The following is a 22059-nucleotide window of genomic DNA, read 5'->3' on the forward strand; positions in this document are numbered from 1 at the left end:
CGGTGGGCTTTTTTTATTGCTTTTTGATCAATTATTTCCTATGTTCAATACATCTCATTCATCGAAGTAAATCAACCACGCCATGAAATTAAGCAACCTTGAAAGTGTGCCAGGGCACCAAATTATTCAGCAGTTAGATGTGGTTTATGGCAGTACTGTGCGCAGTAAACATGTTGGACGTGATTTGATGGCTGGATTAAAAAATATTGTCGGGGGAGAACTCAAAGGTTATACCGAATTATTAGAAGAATCGCGCCAAGAAGCGATGAATAGAATGATTGAAAAAGCACGCACTTTAGGGGCTAATGCAATTGTCGGAATTCGTTTTTCCACTTCAAATATTGCACAGGGGGCATCAGAACTATTTGTTTATGGAACAGCCGTCATTGTTCAAGCAAATTCAAATCCACTTCCAGACCCATTTTCACACTAGGTGACGCGTATGGATGGATTAGTTTTTAAGATCGTCATCACACTCATTTTGTTTTGTATTGGATGGGGATTTGGACGCTATATTGAGCGTAAACATTTAACTGAACTTGAGCAAAATGAACGACGTCTTGCACATATCCATATTGATACCCATAAATTTCAGAGTTCTGAAAAAGAGGGACAACTGATCAGTAGCAATGTAGTGATTTCACATGATTATTTTAAATATATCATTGCTCAAATCCAAAACTTTTTTGGCGGACGACTCACCACCTATGAAAGCGTGGTTGAACGCGCACGGCGTGAGGCAATTGTCAGATTAAAACAACAAGCTGAAAATATCGGTGCTAAACAGATTATGGGCTTACGTTTAAGTACCACTGAACTCGGCATGCAAGGTGGCATGGTTGAAGTTTTTGCCTATGGTACAGCGATTCAATCTTAACCAGAGTAGAAAAATGAATAAAAAGAAAATTTTAGGCTCTATTATCGGAATTATTGGTGGCTATTTGATTAGCCACTACTTGATTTCACCCTTGATTTTTAAAAATAAACAACCCAATCAAACTGAAATAACACAAGCACTTGATGCTGAATTAAATATGCTACGTCAACGAATCCCAATGCAGATCGAACAAAGTTCAACACTAACAGCAGTTGATCGACGAGATTTAAAAATCGCATATACCTACGAAATTGATCAGTCCGTACTCCCTGCTTTTTCCAATGCAACTAAAAAAGCTGAATTATGTGAACTGATGAAAGCATCTTTTAAATTCGGTGTGGAATATGATTATATTTATAAAAATGAAAGTGGAACGACATTGCTCACCATTCCAGTCAATCAAACCTCCTGCACTATCTAGCGAAATCAATATTTAAAAACCTACATCAATAGACATAGTCATCTTTATACTGGGTAGGAATCTGATACTGCTTCCCATCAAATTTAAGCGTCATAATCTGCTTAGTTGGATTTTGTTTGGTTTCATGACAGTGATCATAAGTACCACGAAATTTAGACTTCTGTGCTGTAGTTTTGACCTGAATATCATAATAATTTTTGCTTGAACTATTCAGCATTCTTAAAATACTTTTTCGTTCTTCGACATCAGCATTACAACGAGTATCCGTTTCAGCTCGATAACGCTCTACAATCAAGCTATCTAAAACTTGTTGTTTATTCTGTAAGTCATAGAGGTTCAACAAGGTCATTGAATAAGGATTAGGTTGGGAATGCCCTGAATAATTCAATCTTACGCCCAAAGCACGTTGCTGATTTGATATTTTATAATTGGCTGTATCTAGTTCGATCGAATCTAAACTAATTGCATCGGAAACTATCGCTTTTCTTGTAAGATAACGATAATTCACCTGTTGGTTGTTCCGATCAAACTTAAGCAAAGTCAAATAATATGTCCCACTTTCTGGTTCATCTTTAACAGGAATCCACTGCGCATACGCCATAATCACATTTGAAGTATTGGTTGGGTCAATTTTACAGGCGATTCTGGCTTGCTCTCGATTGGCTATCTCGGTCTGTGCAATCACTTTGTCAACCAATTCTGTGCTATCACAAAGATCAGCACGCGCTTCATTCATGCACAATAAATAACTCGATAAAGCCAATGGAGCAATCAAGGGACGAAATTTTACTTTTAACATGACCACCTCGCCCACGAGATTACAATCAAATCTCGCTTAGGCTTAAAATTAAATGAAACCGCTTAACTCGTTCAGTGAAATGGTTCACGACTAACGAGACATCTCGCATTCCCATTTCCCATCTTTTTTCTCAGTACATGTTTCCATCGCTAAAGGATAAGTCGTCAATTCAGTCAAGTGAAAGCCCTTTTGATCAAATCGAATCATAGACTGATAAGTTCCATCATCCATTTTAATATCCAAGCCTTGATTTTGAATACGATATAACGTATTCCCAAAAGCTTTCCTAAAACCATCAAAATATTCAAAGTTAATCTGATTATTTTGAATACTCAAAAAACCAATGCCACCATAATATTGTGACTTATGATTACGCATATCAATAATATGTACTGTCGTATCGGCATATACAAAACGTCCAAGCTCTTTCAACCAACTGCTATTCAAAATCGTCAATTGATCTGAAAAAATATGTCCATTCAATAAAATACAGCGTACAGGACACTTTTTCGTATCGGCAGATGGCGTCTTTAAATATTGTTGATGATTTAAAATTTCAAAGCGATATGGAATTTGACGTGTATCTAATTGGGCTAGTGGTAAACGACTTTGGGTTGCCTTAGCTGAACTTTTCAAATTATAAAACTCAGGCTTTAACCAGTTTTGTGAATCAAAAAAATGTTCACGTGGTCGCCAGCCTTGCTTTTCTTCATCTGAGGGTTCTACCCATGCCCGTGCTTCTTCTTGATCTGTTTGTTTTGCAAAAGTGCTAAACGGAATCAACGATGCACATAACATCAAAAGGAAACAGCGATTTAATTGATAAAATGAGACGTACATTTCCTACTTACCTGAGGCAACCATTGTGTAAATAAATTTTTAAAATTTTTTTAAACAATTATTTAACTTTCATTTTACGAATCATTTTATACAGTGTTGATGGCGATAAACGAGAAACCAAAACGCCTAATTTTTCCTTACGACCACCGACAACGATGTATTCTTGACCTTTCATCAAAGCTGAAACAGTTTGTGTTGCAAAATCATCAGCTTCTAAGCCATTTTCAATCGCTTCATCCTGATGTGCTTGTGGTTTACCTGCGCCATTCAATGCATTAAAAGACACATTGGTTTTGACAAAACCTGGGAAAATCACAGAAACATTGACACCATCTTGTGCCACTTCTGCACGTAGACTGTTTGCCCACATGTGAATCGCTGCTTTAGCTGCTGAATAGCTCGCACGATATTGCGTACCGAGTAAACCAGCCACACTCGATACATAAGCGATACGTCCAGACTTTTGTGCTAAGAATGTCGGTAAAACCAATTTGGTCAAAAAGACTTGCGAAAAATAGTCAATTTCCATGATGGCACGTTCAGTTTGCATGGTGGTATCTGCAATTAAAGCGCGCTGACTCAAGCCTGCATTATTGATCAACCAGTCAATACGCCCTTTTTCTTGCAATACTTGTTCGTAGGCACGGCGCATTTGAGCTTCGTCAGTAATATCCATTGCCACTGAGATATGTCGATCTGGATTTAAAATACTGACGCGCACATTTTCGAGTTCTTCTAAACGTCGCGCACTGAGAATCACTTGTGCCCCTTGCAGAGCACATTCTGCCACTAATGCCTTGCCAATCCCAGAAGATGCACCAGTAATCCAAACGACTTTTCCCTCTAAGCTTTCCATGTCACTCTGCCCATTGTTATCGAAAATTATTGATCAAGATTAGTGCATAGAAATCAGCAACGCAATTGCGCTTTCAAGCAATTAAGCAACAATCAAAAACTTTTTAAAATGCTGTGCATAATGCTGCGCTTTTTCAACATTGGCAGGGTCATATTCTTCACCCGCTTTTTCTAAACGCTTATACCCTGTACTGGTGATCATATTGATCACACCATTCAAGGTTTTATCAACCACAAAATTGAATTTCAATAATGTTTTAGGATCACGAATAAACTCAGAAACACCTAAATCAATCACTTTCACGAGATCTTTCAACGCTGCTGGTAAAGCATGCACATCACCGTCAATAACTTTTTGAATATTGGCATTGGCTTGCTCACCTAAATTACGGTCAAGTTGATAATACATCACCACTTCATTGGCATTGGAATCTTCAAACTTTTTCAGAATATGGTTTGCAACTGGTTTTAAACGGTCATTACTAAAAAATGAAATCGACCACGGCATGTATTTCTTCAATGCACCTTCAATCTGGTCAAAAATTTGTTCCGCTTCTTTAAGCTTTTTCTTGCCGTTAGCATCCAAGTCACTGCGTGAGCGTTGCTCATTTAACAAAGAACCAAAGACTTGATCTAGAACTTGGCAAGACATTTCAGTAAATGCTGTACCCAATTGTTTGGCTAAATCTTTCTTTTCACCATTATTCAAACTTTGGGTAATGTTTTTTAATTCTTGATAAGTCTGCTGTTTGATCAATAAATCGATTTTATATTGCATCCTACTTTTCCCTATTGTTGTTTTAACGAGATTGAATTGATATTAGCAAAACTCGAAAATGGATGCATTGTCTTTTAATGACTCCAAATGATTATTTATAATTAATAAATACTTAATTTAAAACAAATGCTTAAAATCATTGATTCGCATTTCAAACTGAATAATATGACTTAAATCCAACATTTGTTTTATTTTTCTGAAATTCTCATTTCCCAAACAGAAAATGAAGCTGTTGAGCAAGATCAAATAAATTAAAACAACACCAATACTCCACTACAGGAATCAACATTCCTGATAAATATTTTGCTACAATAGATCTAATTTTTACTCACTTTTGATCTGTTTTTACTATGACTGATTCAGCGCAAAATATTGCTACGACCTACGATCCGACTGAGATCGAGAAAAAATGGTATAAGACTTGGGAAGAGAATGGCTACTTCAAACCATCTCGTGAGGGCGAATCATTCTGTATCATGATTCCGCCACCGAACGTCACAGGTAGCTTGCACATGGGTCATGGTTTTAACAATGCCATCATGGATGCCCTAACTCGCTACAACCGTATGTCAGGTAAAAATACCTTATGGCAACCGGGGACTGACCATGCGGGTATTGCAACGCAAATGGTGGTTGAACGCCAACTTGGTGCGCAAGGTGTAAGCCGTCATGACTTGGGTCGTGAAAAATTCATCGAAAAAATCTGGGAATGGAAAGAACAATCTGGTGGCAACATTACCAACCAAATCCGCCGTTTGGGTTCTTCTGTAGACTGGTCACGTGAACGCTTCACCATGGATGAAGGTTTATCAAATGCCGTTAAAGAAGTTTTCGTTAAATTACACGAAGACGGCTTGATCTACCGTGGTAAACGCCTTGTAAACTGGGATCCGAAATTACAGACTGCCCTTTCTGACTTAGAAGTTGAGTCAGATAAAGAAGAACAAGGTTCATTGTGGCACTTCAAATATTTCTTTGAAGATAAATCACTACGCACACACGATGGTAAAGATTACATCGTTGTTGCAACAACTCGTCCTGAAACTTTACTCGGTGATACTGCCGTTGCTGTTGCACCTGATGATGAACGCTATGCACCATTGGTGGGTAAAAACATTATCCTGCCAATCACAGGTCGTGCGGTTGCGATTGTAAAAGATGAATATGTAGACAAAGAATTCGGTACAGGCTGTGTAAAAATCACCCCTGCACATGACTTCAATGACTATGAAGTGGGTAAACGCTGTGAATTGCCAATTATCAACATTTTCAACAAAAATGCTGAAATTCTGGCTGAGTTTGAATACATCGCGAAAGCAGGCGAACAGATTTCTAAAACGATTGCTGCACCTGCAGAATATGTAGGCTTAGAGCGTTTTGCTGCACGTAAAAAACTGGTTGAACAAGCTGAAGCTGAAGGTTGGTTAGATCAAATCCAACCGTACACCTTGAAGCCACCTCGTGGTGACCGTTCAGGTGTGATCGTTGAGCCTTTATTGACAGACCAATGGTATGTGAAAATTGCACCACTTGCTGAACCTGCGATCAAAGCGGTGAAAGACGGCGAGATCAAATTTGTCCCTGAGCAATACAGCAACATGTACATGGCTTGGATGAACAACATTCAGGACTGGTGTATTTCACGTCAATTGTGGTGGGGTCACCGTATCCCTGCTTGGTATGATGCTGAAGGCAATATCTATGTCGGTCGTAACGAAGAAGAAGTTCGTGCGAAAAATAACATCGCTGCTGATGTTGAACTTAAACAAGACGAAGACGTTCTGGATACATGGTTCTCATCTGCACTGTGGACATTCTCAACTTTAGGATGGACTGGCGACAAAGCGAAAGATAAAGAAAACTATTTCTTAAATACTTTCCACCCGACTGACGTCCTTGTGACTGGTTTTGACATCATTTTCTTCTGGGTTGCCCGTATGATTATGATGACGCTTCATTTTATGAAAAATGAAGATGGTACTTCACAAGTTCCGTTCAAAACTGTGTATGTACATGGTTTAGTCCGTGATGGCGAAGGTCAGAAAATGTCTAAATCTAAAGGGAACGTCCTTGACCCATTAGATTTGATTGACGGTGTTGATCTTGAAACTTTGGTACAGAAGCGTACCACTGGTTTGATGAACCCGAAGACTGCACCAAAAATTGAAAAAGCGACGCGTAAAGAATTCCCTGAAGGTATTCAGGCTTATGGTACAGATGCGGTTCGTTTCACATTCTGTGCGCTTGCAAATACGGGGCGTGACATCAAATTCGACATGAAACGTGTTGAAGGTTATCGTAACTTTGCCAATAAAATCTGGAATGGTACACGTTTCGTTCTGATGAATGTTGAAGGTCAGACTGTTGGTCAGACTGCACGTCCTGATCTTTGGGAATTACCTGAACAATGGATCGTGAGCCGTTTACAAAAAGCGGAAGCTGCGGTTCAAACTGCATTTGCAACTTATCGTTTAGACCTGGCTGCACAAGCGATTTATGAATTCATCTGGAATGAATACTGTGACTGGTATGTAGAGCTGACTAAGCCTGTTCTGAATGATGAAAATGTCGCTGAAGAACGTAAAGCTGAAGTTCGTCGTGTGCTTCTATCTGTAATGGAAGCTGCGTTGCGTCTTGCGCATCCGTTGATGCCGTATTTAACTGAAGAAATCTGGCAGACACTTGCGCCAATGATCGGAATCAAAGGCGATACTATCATGTTGGCGCAATACCCTGTTGCCAATCCTGAACGTATTAATGAGCAAGCGGAAGCTGATATGCAATGGCTTCAAGGTTTAATTGGTGCGGTTCGTAACATCCGTGGTGAAATGGGCTTAGGTAATGCACGTTTGTTGCCTGTTCTACTTCAAAATACCACTGATGCTGAAAAAGCGCAGATTGCACGTATTGAGCCGTTGTTTAAAGCTTTGGCGAAAGTTGAAAGTATTACTTTCCTTGCAGATGCTGAGCAACCACCATTGTCATCGTCTTCTGTAGTCGGTCATGTATCTGTATTTGTTCCGATGAAAGGTTTGATTGATCCTAAAGCTGAATTGGGTCGTCTACAAAAAGACTTTGATAAGGTTCAAAAGCAACATGACCAGATTGCCACTAAACTGGGCAATGAAGGTTTTGTGGCGAAAGCTCCTGCTGCTGTGGTTGAAGGTGAGAAAGTGAAACTCGCTGAGTTTGCTGATCAGTTAGCGAAGATTAAGGCGAATATGGAACAGATTGCGGCGCTGTAAGGTGTTGAAATTTGTTAAATTAGATGTAAGATAAAAGGCTGATTAATCAGCCTTTTTTAATATTCTCTTGATATAATTTTGGTATTCAATAAACTCTTCATTTTCAGGCTCAACAGTAAGTACAAAATTCAATCTTCCCATTAGGCTATAAACATAATTAGGATCTCTAATATTAGTAGTAGCAATATGTGATAAAAGACCAAATTTTTTGATATAGAACATTTCCTGCCTTAACTTTCTTTTGTATTTTTTAGGAACAAAAATAGTATCCTTAACTAAAATTCCTGTGATGATATTTTGACCTGCATTAACTTTCAAACTAGTTTTCTTAGAGTTTATTTGAAAACCATATTTTCTTATTAAAAAAATTACGAAATTTCTAAATTTTAAAGATATATACTTGCCTGAAAATACAAGATCATCAGCATAACGAGTATAAGTTAAAGCATTTTTCTTAGAAAACTTATACAAAACTTTATCTAAATTATAAAAAATTATATTAGACAAAATTGGACTAGTAGGAGCACCTTGAGGTAGTGAATCTTTCAATGTACATAATGATGCTAAATAAAATGATATTTTAGGTGGATAACCCTGCTGCTTAAAATAATTGACAATCCAACCTATAGGAATCGACGGGAAAAAATCTTTTAAATCAATTTTTAAAAAAGCTTTATTACCTACATGCATTTTAGCATTAGTAATAATTGATCTATTAAAATTAAACCCATGGGCTGAATAATGTATTTTTTTATTAATTAAAATATAATTATAAATCCATTTTTGAACTAACATGAGCGAGGGAGATGGCACAGTAATAGTACGTTCTCCACCCTTTTTTTTGGGAATCTTAAATTGTCTATAAAATTTTTCTTTAGAAAAAATCATACTTAATAATACTGTTACTTCTACACCAACCAATTTAGAAAAATGTTCAATTTCAAAAATAATTGGATTTTTCTTTCTATATAACTCTTCAATAATTTGAAGATAAATTTCAATATATTCTTCTTTAAGACCTATATTATCAAAGTATGTTCTCCATTCTTGTGGAGATTTTACAGGTTCAATAGAATACAACATAAAATAATTACCTATTAGGGATTACTCAAAATACTTGCTATTTCTATCAACAAAACCAAGGGTTTTGTTGATAGGACGGAGCCAAGCAAAGCTTGATCGGTACCTATATTAATTTTGAAAAAATTAATATAGGTACAAGGTCAATGAACCCTAAACACGAGAAGCGACATCACTTCAATATACTAATCCCTAACAGGTAATATATTGATACCAAAAACTTTCTAAAAAATCAATTTTTTCTTAGGTGTATAGAAAGAATTAATTTTAACTCTATATGGATTCTTAAACTCTTCTGGTATCTCAGCTTTAATTTTTTTCATATATTGATGTTCCATCAAAGTTTCTATTCCTAATTCATTTATTTCTACATAGATTTCATGAAAATTAATCATATTTTTGGTTTGTAAACGACCAATAGTACTAAAAAATACATTCTCATCCAGCGCCAATCTAGTCATTAAAGTATAGGATTGGAGTCTTTTTTGAGATGATGAAAACAGCTCACCAAGTAAAAGTTGTTCAGTGTAATCCAAAGCTTTCATTAAGCATCCTCCATATCCCTAAGCAATAATACTTCTCTTTCCTTTGTATTATTAGAATACTGCCACCAGAAAATTGGGAATACATTATTAGGTGTATTCATTGTTTCAATTGACAATGCAACTTGAGCTTTACCGTAACCTAGAGATGGCAATAACTTTGTAATATTTTTCTTAGTTTTATACACAGTTAGTAATTTACTCTCTAGATACTGCATCATTTCAATATAATGATCTTTATTGGAAGAAAATAAATTCTCAATAAGTTTATCGTTAATAATTTTAGAAGCATAAACATCTACGCCTTCACTTTTTAGAAAGTCAAATCCACTTTTAGTACATAAAGCAACTTTTACACTAATATTGGGAGTTTTATAATTTTTTATTTTGAAAGTTTCCTTTACCCAATTAATTCGTGTCTGTACCGTTCGACCACTGCCAATAAAGTTATCAACCAGAATCAAATCAGTATCTTGTTGTCCATTATCTTTAAAAATCTTGTGAGATTCATTATATTTATTAACAGCTGTATAACCTGTCCATTTGTAATATCTCAAAAAATACTTAAGCTCATATAGAACATGTTGTCCACTATCAGCGGAACGATCTCCTGTCATAGATACAATTAAAGTTGTGGAAGACGTGAGATGTGTATTTTTAATATTTTCAGCTACACTTTTAATTAACTCTTTGTAAGAATACATATCCACATGGACTAGTTCAGAAATTATGGCTGTTATTAAGTGTCTATGCTCATCAGTTTCGCATTCACTAAATAAAAGATTTCTAATTTCTTTTGATTTATCACTTAGCCATGGATGTTGAGCAATTATCTTTGATAGTTCAATATGTTCTTTTCTACTCATAAACTACTGTAAAGTATTGTATAAAAAATTAAACTATCAAAATAATAATTTCAATACAAGTTTACAAGTACCCATTCCCCAACAACATCTCCAACCCTTTCACTTTTCCTATATATTTCAGCCGTTCTTTTTCCCACTTCACCTGTCGCTTCAACGCAGAAGTATCTTCATCAATCTGCCCATACAGATCAGAAATCTGTAGTTTTCCCTGTGCTTTTTGTACCTTTATTTTAGCCTTTTCAGACCAGACCAAAGTGTCAATCAGTTCAGCCAGTTGATCTGCTAGTTTCTGGCTTTGACTGTCCAATGCCATTTTATAAAACTTAAGCTGTTCATCACCTAAGCCCTTTTTATTTGAGCCATTACCCTGCTCAATCTGTATTTGTAATTTTAGTAAAGCAAACAAATCCTGCTGTTCATAGGCAGCGTTTACATGTTGAAAAATTTCAGTCTTTTCCAGCTTTTTAGTTTCATCAGGTTCACGGTCAGGGTGAATAGTTGAAGCTAATTTTAAATAGACTGTTTTTAAAGACTGCTCTGCCATTTTTTCAGCTTGCTGTCTTTTATCCTGCTGTCTTTGGAGTCTGGCTTGCTCACGAAGTTGCTGATATTGTTCCTGATCCCAGTTCTCAGTTTCAACAAATGCTTCAGGATCATTTTGAATGTTCAGATCAACAGCTTTAGTTTGATCTGCTGATGCTTTCTTTTTTTTAGATTTTTCATATTCAAATGATTGCTGATAGTACTGATATAATCCATTCACTTTATCTAGCTGTTCACTGGAAAGTGATTGTGAACTTTTTAAATACTGTGCAAGTGACTGAATTTTATTATCCAGTAACAGAGCATCTGCTTTGGAAAAATCACCATGACTGATATGTTCCCAAAGCTGTTGTAACTGACTAAATAAAATGTTGTGTAATTCCTGATAAACTGGAATTAAATGCTTACGGGTATATTGTAAAACTTCATCTTTTGCCTGTTGCCACTTTGCCAGTTCAAGCTTTTGCTGTTCAATTTTTTCAATCAGGCGATACAGTTTTTTCTGCTGTGGAGTGGACACTGTATCTGGCTGAAGAATGGGTTTTAACTCGAAAGACATAGCTCAATATTTTTAAAAGACAACGGTCCTATTCTACTCATATTCAGATAAAAAAACGCTTTACGATTCAATTCAAATACACTGAAATATTCATTTTCTTTGAGTCTCTAATATGGATACGATTCGATGAAGCACATGCTCTAACTCACAACGAAAATAAAGCATCATTTCAAATACGATAAAAACTTACATTCAACTCACAAATGGCCTTTCAGGAAAGACCATGCTTAAATGAACATTCAGTTATTGGCGAGTCACACCCAATTTATTCCAGATATCAGGCGTTAAAAAAGTCGTCACAAGTTTGCCCATATCCACATAGCGAATCACACCTTGTAACTGCTTTTTCACGTCTGGATTCTTTAAAATATCCTCACCTGTACTGCGCCCCAAAGCTTGAAAACTTTCACCTACAGCTTGAATCCCATCTGCTTGAATCACAGCCTTGGTCTGAGCTGAACATTGCTCAACAATCACACGCTGAACCACTTGTGCAAACTTCTGATCCAAAGCCGTTCTTTGCTCATCTGTGACATTACTCAGTGCTTTTAAATCAGGATGCGCAGACAAAGCTGCAAACGTCCATTGCAATACTGTGGTTTTATCCGTTGCAGTCGTAGCTTTGACCAAACAATCGCTGAGCTGGTCGCCTGCTTGACTGGCTTGGGCAAATTGAGTCGCCCCCAATAAACTTACAGCAATTAATGCAGAGCGGCTAAATCGTGAAAAATAACGTGGGATAGATAAAAAAACTTGGCGAGACATAACAATCGTACTCTTTCGAAATTAAATCCTTTTTAGCACAAATTAACCTCCATCACTTTTATGTCTCTGTAAAGCAAATACATCTTTAAATATGGCAATTTGAAATTTATGCTATGCTTCAGTCACCCATAATGAAAAATAAAAGTAATGACAACAACTGCAATACTATTCACATGTTTAGCGATTTTTTTAGTTATCGTTTTTTATAAATTATTCTTTTCACAAACAGATGAAATACCAACACATACAGAACTAAAATCCTTACCACCACTGAAAAAGACATTTCACTCACCCGAAATAAATCCGAATACCGCCTCTGCTGATGAAGTGAAATCGAATCAAAAGCATATTTTCGATATGCAATGGGATGAACTTACTCCAAAATCGATCTGGGGTTTTTCTATTGCAGAGCCATTGAGAATATTAATCAGTATAATCATTTACCCATTTGCGTTATTATTCCGATTAATTCGTCTGCTTTTACGCTATGCCGTTAAAATACTTAAATTTATTCTAGAAGTAATTGCAGAAATTTTCGTTGAACTTATTTTCAATATCATCATTCGTGGTATTTTCTTCTTGATTAAAGGCTTTTTTCTTTTAATTTTTCGTCTATTTGATGGCATCTAGCAAGATACCATCAACAGAATAAGATCAAGTTAAACTACTTCATTTGATTCAACATATGCTTTGCCACTGCATGATTCTGATTAGTCGCTAAGTTTTGTAAAATACGTTTAGCACGATCATTCGGATTGGAAAAACGACGGCTATAACTCGGAACTGAAGTCAAACACTTTGCTACCAAAATACCTGATTCCGCATAAGCATTAACACTGCTTGTACCGCGTAAACGTCCATAATTATATGCGCGCTCGGCAGTATTACAGGCGTTGATTTGATTCTGACCTCGTCCTAAATCTTTTCGTGCAGAGGTATACAACTGCATCTGTTGAGTTTGTGGTGTAGATACCACCGTATTGGTCGTTTGCTGAACTTTTGTGTCTTCGACCACAGGCTGAGTCACTTTTTTCTCTTCGATTGCCTTCGCTGTGGTGGTCTTAGACGTTACATTATTTAGAGTTTTACTATTCACAATATTTTGTTTCTTTTCAGCAAGCGTAGTCGTCGTATGCGCTTTACTATAAAACGCTTTAACCTCATCCAAGTTCATGATTTTGGTCTGTAAATTGACCACGCGACTTGCATTATCCATCCTACGCTCAGACAAAGGTTCAATCGAAACATACCATTGCTGACCATCACTTTGCTTACAATAATATGTGCCAATACCTTGTTTCACACTACTATAAGTGTTGAGTATTTTTTTTGAGCCTGTATCTTTCACCAAATGCATTGAACTTTTTTGGAACAATGAAAATCGTCCACCATGAGAAATACAGTAATTGCTCAGTGAACTTCGAGGGATTAAAGACTCAACCTGACGCTCAGGATAATTTTTGCCCCAATCATAAACATATTCTTTAGCAGAACTATTGTTTTCATTAATATTTTTCTTATCAATAACATCCTGTGGAGATGTAAAACTTTTCAAACTATCTGATGTCAGTGCATTCATACTGCTACAGCCATGCAATACAAAGCCCATCCCACCTAGCAATAAGAATATTTTTAAGTTCACGACACATTTCTCAATGATATTTTTCAAATGAAAATATATGAAATTACTTAAAATAACAAACTTATTGCATTGAATTTACTCACTATTTATCTAAATAAAATGATAAGAAAATCACATAAAAACATACGAGTGACAGCCAATCAATTGAAACTGCAAATAGCTGTATTTAGTCGTGATTATTTTTTCACTTATTTGTCTAGAAAATTAACTTTGAAGGCTTGATTAAAGAATACTGAACCAAGCTGTCGTACTCATTAAGAATACGACAGCTTATAAAATTAACTTACCAAATCGTCACACGTTTATTGGCAGGCAAATACATTTTATCGCCCTCTTTCAGCTTAAACGCATCATAGAACGGTTGTTGATTTTTCAATGTTGCATTGGCACGTACTGCACTTGGAGAGTGTGGATCAGATTTTAAATACTCAATTTGTTGTGCATCTTTCATCTTCTCACGCCAAGCCTGCGCCCAACCGATGTAAAAACGTTGCTCGCCAGTTAAATTATCCAATACAGGCGCAGCTTGACCATTTAAAGACAGTTGATAAGCTTTATACGCAATTGCCAGTCCTGAGTTATCTGCAATATTCTCACCCAATGTCAGTTCACCATCGACATGGTAGCCTTTCACAACTTCATAACTCTTGTATTGTTGAACCAATGCTTGGGTTTTTTCTTTAAACTTCTTATTGTCTTCCGCAGTCCACCAGTTTTTCATATTTCCAACATCATCAAACTGGCTTCCTTGATCATCAAAACCATGACTGATTTCATGTCCGATAATTGCACCAATCGCCCCATAATTCACTGCATCATCTGCGTCTATATCAAAGAATGGCGGTTGTAAAATTGCCGCAGGAAATACAATTTCATTGAGGGATGGATTGTAATATGCATTGACCGTTTGCGGGGTCATATGCCATTCATCACGATCTACGGGTTTACCCAATTTGTTCAATTCAAACTGATGGACAAACTCGCGTGACCGTAACACATTGCCTACCAAATCATTTTCTTGAATATCTAATGCTGAATAGTCACGCCATTTGTTCGGATAGCCAATTTTCACAGCAAAACTGGATAGCTTTTTCTGCGCTTGTACTTTGGTGGTTGGACTCATCCAATCCAATTGTTCAATACTTTGTGAATAGGCTTTCATCAAGTTTTGAACCAAATGTTCCATACGTTGCTTTTTCTCAGGAGAGAAATATTTTTCAACGTAGACTTGCCCCAAGCTTTCACCGAGTGTGCCATTCACCAATGCCACACCACGTTTCCAACGAACTTTAGGTTCTTTAATGTCTCGTAATTGATGACTATAAAACTCGAAACTATTATCCACAAAAGCTTTGCTGAGTAGTGGCGAAAAGTCGCTGATCAAATGGAATTTAAAATAAGCTTTCCATGCATCTAGTGATGTATTGTTAATAATCGGCGTTAAATTTTTAAAATAACTCGGTTGAGCTACTTGGATTTTGCTAATTTTACCGCTTAATTGCTGTCCATCGAGATAAGCTTTCCAATCGACTTTCGACGTAAGTTTGCTTAAGTCTTCAACTTTATAAATATTATAGAGTTTCGGCAGATCACGATTCTGAACATTACTCCATTGCGCTTTGGCAATTTGCGTTTCCAGTTTAAGAATCTCTTGCGCACGTTGTTTCGCGTGTTGATCGCCTGCAAGTGTTAAGGTTTTTTCGATATAGGCCAAGTATTGGCTACGCGTTTGCTTAAACTTCGCATCATCTTTTAAATAATAATCACGGTCTGGTAGACCTAAACCACTTTGTACAAGCATGGCAATCATTTCCGTCGATTGCTTCATATCTTGATCAATCCCCACATCGAATGGGCTAGTCACGCCAATACGGGAAAAATGTGCTGCCACTTGAGCAATATCTTGCTTCGATTTCATGTGTTCAACACGATCAATTTCAGCTTGGATAGGTTTGATGCCTAAGTCTTCAATGGCTTTTTCATTCATAAAATCTGCATACAAAGTTGCAACTTTCTGCTCTGTACTGCCTTTGGCATTATTTTGCTTTGAAAGCTCTTCGACAATACCATGCAGTCTTACAGTTGACTCTTCTGCCAATTGATAGAATATTCCCCAGCCCGCTTTATCTGCTGGAATCTCTGTATTTTTCAACCACAAGCCATTGGTATGTTTAAAAAAATCATCATTGGCACGCACTTCATGATCAAAGTATTGCTTATCTATTCCTGACTTGATTTGAGCTTTAGTGACAGTTTGAACAGATTGGCTGACTGGAGTCACAGTCTCTGCCCATAGCGAAGCCGATGCTGCCATGATTGCAACAGTTAAGACACTTTTTACCCATCTGTTTTTCAATGCTTTATCCTCAATTTTCTTTTAGTGATGAATGCTAAGTTGTTCATACTAAGCTTAGTTTTATCTTTTCATTGTAGAAAAGTGTAATAAAGCCCAATTCATATTCTAGAAATGTTCAACAACATCGACATAGATTTTTTCCCTATTCCAAATGCTTAAATTTTTGGATGAACTTTATGAATAAAAAACTATTTCATCAATAATTTTAAAATATGCTTTAAATGAACACGGTCTAAATTTTCTTTATAAATCGCATAAACTGGCGCAATACACGGCGTTTCAGCTTCCAGTGCTTTATAGACAATTTGCTTATTCCAAAAATCCTGAATCGCTTCTGGCACGATCGACAAGCCAATCCCCGCAGCAATTAAATTCAAACTTGAAGTCAACCGTGGCGCTTCTTGCACGATGTTAGGACTAAAACCCGATTGATAACAACTCGCCAAAATATTATCAAACAAATCTTGCCCTGCTAAGCGACGGTACAACACAAAATCATAGGGCTCTAAGTCTAATAAATGGATAGGGTCTGCTTGTTCAGCCAATGGATGATTATTCGGTAAAGCAACAATCAGCGGCTCATCTAGGACATGCAAACTCGTCAGCCCCAGACTCATTGGTGCAGGCTTGCGTAAAAAGACAATGTCATTCTTTTGATTGAGAATAGAGTCAATTAAAGCACTACTGCCATCTTCTTCCAAATGAATCGAAACATTTGGAAAGGTTTCACGAAAGTTCCGCAATAAACTCGGTAAAAAAGAATGCAATCCAACGGAGTTGGTAAAACCAATATTGATCTGTCCTTCTAAACCTTTGGAAATATTTTGTACTCGTTTCGGAATCGCTTGTGCATGCGCCAGAATGGTTAATGCTTCCTGATACAACGCCTTACCTGCTTCGGTGACTTCTACACCACGTGGTAAACGAATCAGCAATGCCGTGTCTAATTCATCTTCAAGACTTTTGATTAAACGTGTTAAAGGCGGTTGCTGCATATTCAAACGCACGGCTGCATGTGAAATATTACTTTCTTCAACCACTGCTACAAAAGCTTTCAATTTGTGAATATCAATCATCTGCCATCTCTTGATTAGCCATTATTGTTCAGCACACCAATCCATACTTTTAAAGTATGAATAAGAGCAAAAATAGCATTTTTCATCATAACTCAACAAGCAGATAATCATTCTCAAGATAGACAGAATGATGTGAGTGACTTAAGACCGAAATGAATACAGATGCTATTTCCATGCAACAAAACCTCGTAGCACCAAATTGCAAAGCATTATTTCTAGGTTTTATGAAACTTGGACTCATGGGCTTTGGTGGTGTTTTACCCCTTGCTCGCCACATGATTGTTGAGGAGCAAAAATGGCTCAGCTCGGACAAATTCACTGATCTACTCGGCGTTTGTCAAATCCTCCCAGGTGGCAATATTGTCAATATGGCAGTTGCTATTGGTTATGATTTTGCAGGTGCTAAAGGTGCATTCAGTGCTGTATTTGGGCTAATGCTCGCCCCAACTGTGATCGTGATTTCGCTCTACCAAATCTATGTCAATTTTCAAGAGATTCAACTGGTACAACACATGATTCAAGGTTTAGCCGCCGCTGCGGCAGGCTTGTTATTTGCCACAGGTTTTAAAATGCTAAAACCCTTGATGAAAAAGAAACTGACTTATTTCACTATCCTACTGACTATTATTTTCATGCTGTTGATCAAACTTCCTTTGGCGCTGACTTTACTGATTCTCGTGACCGTAAATATGTCCGTTCTGACATTTAAACGACGTTCCGAACAAGCCAACAACATTCAGGAGTAATCAAAATGTATGTACTCATTGCATTGACTTTAGTATTTACGCAATTGTCATTATTGGCATTTGGTGGCGGAAATGCGATCTTGCCTGAAATGCAACATCAAGTGGTTGTCGTACACCAATGGATGACTGCTGAACAATTCAGTTCAATGTTTGCGATGGCACAAGCTGCACCTGGCCCGAATATGATGATCGTCCCTCTTGTTGGTTGGCATGTTGCAGGACCAATGGGTTTATTGGTCACTTCATTGGCGAAGTTCGGACCTTCTTCAATCATTACCATCTATGCTTTGAAATTTTGGAATCGTTTCAAAGACAATCCCTTACGACTGCAATTTGAAAAAGCGCTGAAACCAATTACCGTCGGTTTAGTCTTGGTCAGTGCTTGGATTATTGCACAAGCATCGGTTCAAAATGTTCTACTCATCGCCATTGTGATTCTTACCATTGCACTCAGCTTATTTAAAAATGTCCACCCTGTTTGGCTAATGGTGATCGGTGCAGGTGCTGGAGTGGCTTTGCTTTAAAATAGGATAATTTTTATTACAGTTTAGTCTTCCTCATTAAGACTAAAGCCGTATACATTCAACTTAAAACTGAAATCTTGGCATGCTATTTTTAACTTAATTCTTAATTAATTTTCTGATCTGATTATCTCATTTAATCGTGAATAAATATTCTATAGAGGGTGTAAAAATGGCTAAACAAATTCTCATGTTAGTTGGTGATTACGTTGAAGATTATGAAACAATGGTTCCGTTTCAATTCCTCACTGGATTAGGCTATACGGTACATACTGTATGCCCAGATAAAAAAGCGGGTGACACTGTTGCAACAGCAATTCACGACTTTGAAGGCGAACAAACCTATAGTGAAAAGCGTGGTCATAACTTTGCGATTAATTATGATTTTGCTAATGTGAATACTGAGGACTATGTCGGTTTAGTCATTCCAGGTGGACGCGCGCCAGAGTATTTACGTATGAATGCACGGATTATTGAAATTGTTCGTGAATTTGATGCAGTTAAAAAACCCATTGCAGCAGTTTGTCATGGTGCGCAAATTCTCGCGGCTGCCGATGTTTTAAAAGGACGTTTATGTTCAGCTTATCCTGCTTGCGCAGCGGAAGTAAAACTTGCTGGCGGACAATATGCTGATATTGCAGTGACTGAAGCAGTTACCGATGGTCACTTGGTTACAGCACCGGCTTGGCCAGCTCACCCTGCTTGGTTAGCCCAATTTGTCAAAGCACTCGGTGCAACAATCACGCTATAAATTCATAAAAGACTTAAAAAGATAGGAATACAGCTTCCAAGCGATTTTTGATTTCAAATCAGTTGGATTTAAACTTCGCTTGGCTTTAATTCTTTGATTGAAAATACATAGAAGAACTGGAAGATTATTTGCAAATTTTAAGTTGCTATTCAGCATAGTCCTAATCTTCTATGTAATAATCAATTCATCAATTTTATGTTTTAACAACAGGTTAACCTTAGAAATGGAAATCATTGAATTATTAGAGCCAGTGACTTTGAAGAAAGCAGAATTACAACCGATCATTGTAGAATCAGGTCGATTATTGAAAGTTCTCATGGTCAACCAATCTTCTTATCTCGTCGGTGATGATACGGGGCTTTCATTTCTAGTCAATTTTGCAGATGAAAATGTAAAATGGAAAAAGCTATAAATTATAAACTGGTGTTACGCAGTAACATCAAATTCATATTTTAAAGTCTCGAAAAAAGTGGATACGCGAAAGCGTCATCCGCAATTGTTTGAGGCAGGACTCATTCTAATTATAAATGTTTCTGCGAAGTCTCCAATAACTTGACGGTAGTGGACGAGTTCTGCGGATGACAATGGTTTTGGGTACTTTTGCCAAAACAAAAGTACCTCGAGCCGAAGGCTGATCCTGAAATTAAAACTTTTGATGTAAGACTCCGCTAAGTAAGCTTCAAAACAGTTTAAAACATGCTGTTCTTTTGAAGTGCGTAACATCAATTACGAATATTCAGCGATCTAAAAGCCAAATCAGTGCGATTTAGCACGATGTAAAGCTTCATTCCATAAAACTAAATGATGTTGTCTTTGGTCATCACTCATATTTGGTTCAAAAGCCCGATCTAATTGCCAAGATTCAGAAATTTCTTCTAAAGTTGAAAATACTCCAATTTTCAATCCTGCCATCGCGGCTGCACCCCATGCCGTTGATTCTAAAAGCTTAGGACGTAATACAGGTACATTTAAAATATCGGCTTGGAATTGCATCAGCATGTCATTTTGACTTGCACCGCCATCGACACGTAACTCTTTTAAAGGTTGTGCAATATCCGACTGCATGGCGGTAAGAACGTCCGACACTTGGAATGCAATGGATTCTAAGGCTGCTCGAGCAATATGTGATTTATTGGTTCCACGTGACATACCACACAGTAAAGCTCTGGCATCGGTGTCCCAATGTGGTGCGCCTAACCCTGTAAATGCAGGTACTAAAACCACACCATCGGTATCATTGACTTGGCATGCTAACTTTTCAACTTCGGCACTATTTTTGATAATACCTAAGCCATCTCTGAGCCATTGGACAATTGCCCCTGCCATAAAAACGCTACCTTCAAGTGCATAATTGGTCTGGTTTTGGCAATTCCACGCAAGTGTTGTCAATAATTGATTTTGGCTATATTGAATTTTTGTGCCAGTATTAAATAGCATAAAACAACCTGTGCCATAGGTATTTTTTGCTGTACCCGCTTCAAAACAAGATTGTCCGAATAATGCAGATTGTTGATCGCCCAATACGCCAGAAATCGGAATTTCAGCGCCTAATAATCCTGTTGCTGTATTGGCAATATATTGATCTGAATGAATAATTTTCGGTAATACATTTTCAGGAATATTAAATAAATGAAGAAGTTCTTGATCCCATTGTTGAGTGCTTAAATTCATAAGCATGGTACGTGATGCATTACTAGCTTCAATCACATGCTCTGAACCTTGCGTCAAATTCCAGATCAACCAACTGTCAATGGTTCCAAAAGCAACATGCCCTTGTTCTGCAAGCGCTCTTAATCCATCGACATTTTCCAACAACCAAACTAATTTTCCTGCACTGAAATATGGATCAATACGCAAACCTGTAGTTTTATGGATTTTCTCTGCGTGATTATTTTCAATCAGATGATTACACCATTCTGCCGCGCGACGGTCTTGCCATACGATCGCAGGTGCAAGTGGTTTTCCTGTACGTTTATCCCAAACAACCGTGGTTTCTCGCTGATTGGTTAAACCTAATGCTTTAATATCTTTAGCGAGCAATCGTGCTGAAGCGATCGCCTGCTGTACCACGGCAATTTGTGTGGTCCAAATTTCCATTGCATCTTGTTCAACCCAACCTGAATGCGGGGTTTTAATTTGTGTTTCTCTTTGAGCTGTTGCATGAACTTTTCCGTGTTCATCGAAGATAATCGCTCGGCTAGAGGTTGTTCCTTGATCAAGTGCGAGTAAATAGCTCATCTTTTTTATATTTGTCCCTTGAAAAATAGTGATAGTAACGCAATTATAGAAACAAGCGCATCATTTGATATAAATGTAGTGAATTATCTGATTAATTTGCAACAGTTATGTTATGATAGCGTTGTTATCTGGGGATGTTATTGGCTTCGACGCCGATGATGAAGCTCATAGATGCATGCCGAGAGCGCATTTTCTCTCGTAAATCAAATTTGCATATTTTAGTCGCAAACGACGAATCTTACGCTCTAGCTGCCTAAGGGCAGCTTGTCCGCTTCACTGAATACTTGTGGTCAGTGAACCCGACCGAAGCGCACGCACACAAGTCCGTACTAAAGTCACGCCTCGGGGCTTTGTACTAAATCTAGAGGATCGCGTTTTGTACCCTGTTCGTCGGGTCACTTGGCGTTAAAATAATTGACGATATCTAAGCATGTAGTATTCTCGAGTGTAGTGTTGGCGGACGCGGGTTCAACTCCCGCCATCTCCACCAAATTCAAGAAAGGCTGAACCATTTGGTTCAGCTTTTTTTATGTCATAATTTTTTAAAAATTTGGTGTAA

Annotated in this window: 22 protein-coding genes and 1 other RNA gene; 10 read left to right on the forward strand and 13 right to left on the reverse strand. The window is 37.4% G+C overall.

Going from position 1 to position 22059, the window contains the following annotated elements:
- The first annotated feature begins 82 nt into the window (after positions 1-82).
- From BEN71_RS14075 to BEN71_RS14085, 3 genes are read left to right on the forward strand one after another with little or no spacing between them, the layout of a single operon-like run.
- On the forward strand, positions 83-433 hold the full coding sequence (locus tag BEN71_RS14075; RefSeq protein ID WP_068974442.1) for a YbjQ family protein: 351 nt from the start codon (positions 83-85) through the stop codon (positions 431-433).
- Between the two features lie 9 nt (positions 434-442).
- Entirely contained in the window at positions 443-877 is a 435-nt protein-coding gene (locus tag BEN71_RS14080) for a YbjQ family protein (protein WP_068974441.1), read from the forward strand.
- Positions 878-890: 13 nt separating this feature from the next.
- The gene (locus BEN71_RS14085) at positions 891-1298 is read left to right on the forward strand and encodes a hypothetical protein (RefSeq protein ID WP_068974440.1); all 408 of its coding nucleotides are present in this window, start codon (positions 891-893) and stop codon (positions 1296-1298) included.
- A gap of 25 nt (positions 1299-1323) precedes the next feature.
- On the opposite strand, the gene BEN71_RS14090 is transcribed toward BEN71_RS14085, so the two are convergent.
- From BEN71_RS14090 to BEN71_RS14105, 4 genes are all read right to left on the reverse strand, one after another.
- Positions 1324-2097, reverse strand: coding sequence for a PA3715 family protein (locus BEN71_RS14090; protein WP_068974439.1), 774 nt, complete (start codon positions 2095-2097; stop codon positions 1324-1326).
- Positions 2098-2187: 90 nt separating this feature from the next.
- A complete protein-coding gene (locus tag BEN71_RS14095) occupies positions 2188-2937 on the reverse strand; it encodes a hypothetical protein (RefSeq protein ID WP_068974438.1) in 750 nt (249 codons plus the stop codon).
- Positions 2938-2995: 58 nt separating this feature from the next.
- The gene (locus BEN71_RS14100) at positions 2996-3793 is read right to left on the reverse strand and encodes an SDR family NAD(P)-dependent oxidoreductase (protein WP_068974437.1); all 798 of its coding nucleotides are present in this window, start codon (positions 3791-3793) and stop codon (positions 2996-2998) included.
- An 81-nt stretch (positions 3794-3874) separates the two neighbouring features.
- A complete protein-coding gene (locus BEN71_RS14105; protein WP_068974436.1) occupies positions 3875-4570 on the reverse strand; it encodes a hypothetical protein in 696 nt (231 codons plus the stop codon).
- A 350-nt stretch (positions 4571-4920) separates the two neighbouring features.
- On the opposite strand from BEN71_RS14105, the gene BEN71_RS14110 reads away from it, so the two are divergent.
- Positions 4921-7815 (forward strand): valine--tRNA ligase, encoded by a 2895-nt coding sequence (locus BEN71_RS14110; protein WP_068974435.1) that lies wholly within the window; start codon positions 4921-4923, stop codon positions 7813-7815.
- A 42-nt stretch (positions 7816-7857) separates the two neighbouring features.
- Here the strand turns inward: BEN71_RS14110 and BEN71_RS14115 are convergent, their stop codons facing one another.
- From BEN71_RS14115 to BEN71_RS14135, 5 genes are all read right to left on the reverse strand, one after another.
- The gene (locus tag BEN71_RS14115; RefSeq protein ID WP_068974434.1) at positions 7858-8898 is read right to left on the reverse strand and encodes a reverse transcriptase family protein; all 1041 of its coding nucleotides are present in this window, start codon (positions 8896-8898) and stop codon (positions 7858-7860) included.
- 221 nt (positions 8899-9119) lie between these two features.
- Positions 9120-9440 (reverse strand): hypothetical protein, encoded by a 321-nt coding sequence (locus BEN71_RS14120; RefSeq protein ID WP_068974433.1) that lies wholly within the window; start codon positions 9438-9440, stop codon positions 9120-9122.
- On the reverse strand, positions 9440-10303 hold the full coding sequence (locus tag BEN71_RS14125) for a phosphoribosyltransferase-like protein (RefSeq protein WP_068974432.1): 864 nt from the start codon (positions 10301-10303) through the stop codon (positions 9440-9442). Before BEN71_RS14125 ends, BEN71_RS14120 begins: the two co-directional genes overlap by 1 nt.
- Positions 10304-10364: 61 nt before the next feature.
- Positions 10365-11405 carry a molecular chaperone DnaJ gene (locus BEN71_RS14130; RefSeq protein ID WP_068974431.1) on the reverse strand — a complete coding sequence of 347 codons (1041 nt, stop codon included), beginning with the start codon at positions 11403-11405 and terminating at the stop codon, positions 10365-10367.
- A gap of 243 nt (positions 11406-11648) precedes the next feature.
- The gene (locus tag BEN71_RS14135; RefSeq protein WP_068974430.1) at positions 11649-12170 is read right to left on the reverse strand and encodes a hypothetical protein; all 522 of its coding nucleotides are present in this window, start codon (positions 12168-12170) and stop codon (positions 11649-11651) included.
- Between the two features lie 147 nt (positions 12171-12317).
- On the opposite strand from BEN71_RS14135, the gene BEN71_RS14140 reads away from it, so the two are divergent.
- Entirely contained in the window at positions 12318-12800 is a 483-nt protein-coding gene (locus BEN71_RS14140) for a hypothetical protein (protein ID WP_068974429.1), read from the forward strand.
- 34 nt (positions 12801-12834) lie between these two features.
- On the opposite strand, the gene BEN71_RS14145 is transcribed toward BEN71_RS14140, so the two are convergent.
- The 3 genes from BEN71_RS14145 to BEN71_RS14155 form a co-directional block, all read right to left on the reverse strand.
- Positions 12835-13812 (reverse strand): hypothetical protein, encoded by a 978-nt coding sequence (locus BEN71_RS14145; RefSeq protein ID WP_068974428.1) that lies wholly within the window; start codon positions 13810-13812, stop codon positions 12835-12837.
- Positions 13813-14095: 283 nt separating this feature from the next.
- Positions 14096-16168, reverse strand: coding sequence for a M13 family metallopeptidase (locus BEN71_RS14150; RefSeq protein ID WP_068974427.1), 2073 nt, complete (start codon positions 16166-16168; stop codon positions 14096-14098).
- Positions 16169-16356: 188 nt separating this feature from the next.
- Complete coding sequence (locus tag BEN71_RS14155; RefSeq protein WP_068974426.1) at positions 16357-17244, reverse strand: LysR family transcriptional regulator; 888 nt, start codon at positions 17242-17244, stop codon at positions 16357-16359.
- A 152-nt stretch (positions 17245-17396) separates the two neighbouring features.
- Between BEN71_RS14155 and BEN71_RS14160 the strand changes: the two genes are divergently transcribed.
- The 4 genes from BEN71_RS14160 to BEN71_RS14175 all read left to right on the forward strand — a co-directional run bounded on the left by BEN71_RS14160 (position 17397) and on the right by BEN71_RS14175 (position 19674).
- Positions 17397-17990 carry a chromate transporter gene (locus BEN71_RS14160; protein ID WP_068974425.1) on the forward strand — a complete coding sequence of 198 codons (594 nt, stop codon included), beginning with the start codon at positions 17397-17399 and terminating at the stop codon, positions 17988-17990.
- A 5-nt stretch (positions 17991-17995) separates the two neighbouring features.
- Complete coding sequence (locus BEN71_RS14165) at positions 17996-18514, forward strand: chromate transporter (protein WP_068974424.1); 519 nt, start codon at positions 17996-17998, stop codon at positions 18512-18514.
- Between the two features lie 169 nt (positions 18515-18683).
- Positions 18684-19262, forward strand: coding sequence for a DJ-1/PfpI family protein (locus tag BEN71_RS14170; RefSeq protein WP_068974423.1), 579 nt, complete (start codon positions 18684-18686; stop codon positions 19260-19262).
- Between the two features lie 223 nt (positions 19263-19485).
- Positions 19486-19674 carry a hypothetical protein gene (locus BEN71_RS14175; protein WP_068974422.1) on the forward strand — a complete coding sequence of 63 codons (189 nt, stop codon included), beginning with the start codon at positions 19486-19488 and terminating at the stop codon, positions 19672-19674.
- Between the two features lie 344 nt (positions 19675-20018).
- On the opposite strand, the gene glpK is transcribed toward BEN71_RS14175, so the two are convergent.
- Complete coding sequence (glpK, locus tag BEN71_RS14180; protein ID WP_068974421.1) at positions 20019-21500, reverse strand: glycerol kinase GlpK; 1482 nt, start codon at positions 21498-21500, stop codon at positions 20019-20021.
- A gap of 130 nt (positions 21501-21630) precedes the next feature.
- Here glpK and ssrA point away from each other — a divergent pair.
- Positions 21631-21990: a transfer-messenger RNA gene (ssrA, locus tag BEN71_RS14185) on the forward strand.
- The last annotated feature ends 69 nt before the right edge of the window (positions 21991-22059 follow it).

This window comes from Acinetobacter wuhouensis, assembly GCF_001696605.3.
GTDB lineage: Bacteria > Pseudomonadota > Gammaproteobacteria > Pseudomonadales > Moraxellaceae > Acinetobacter > Acinetobacter wuhouensis.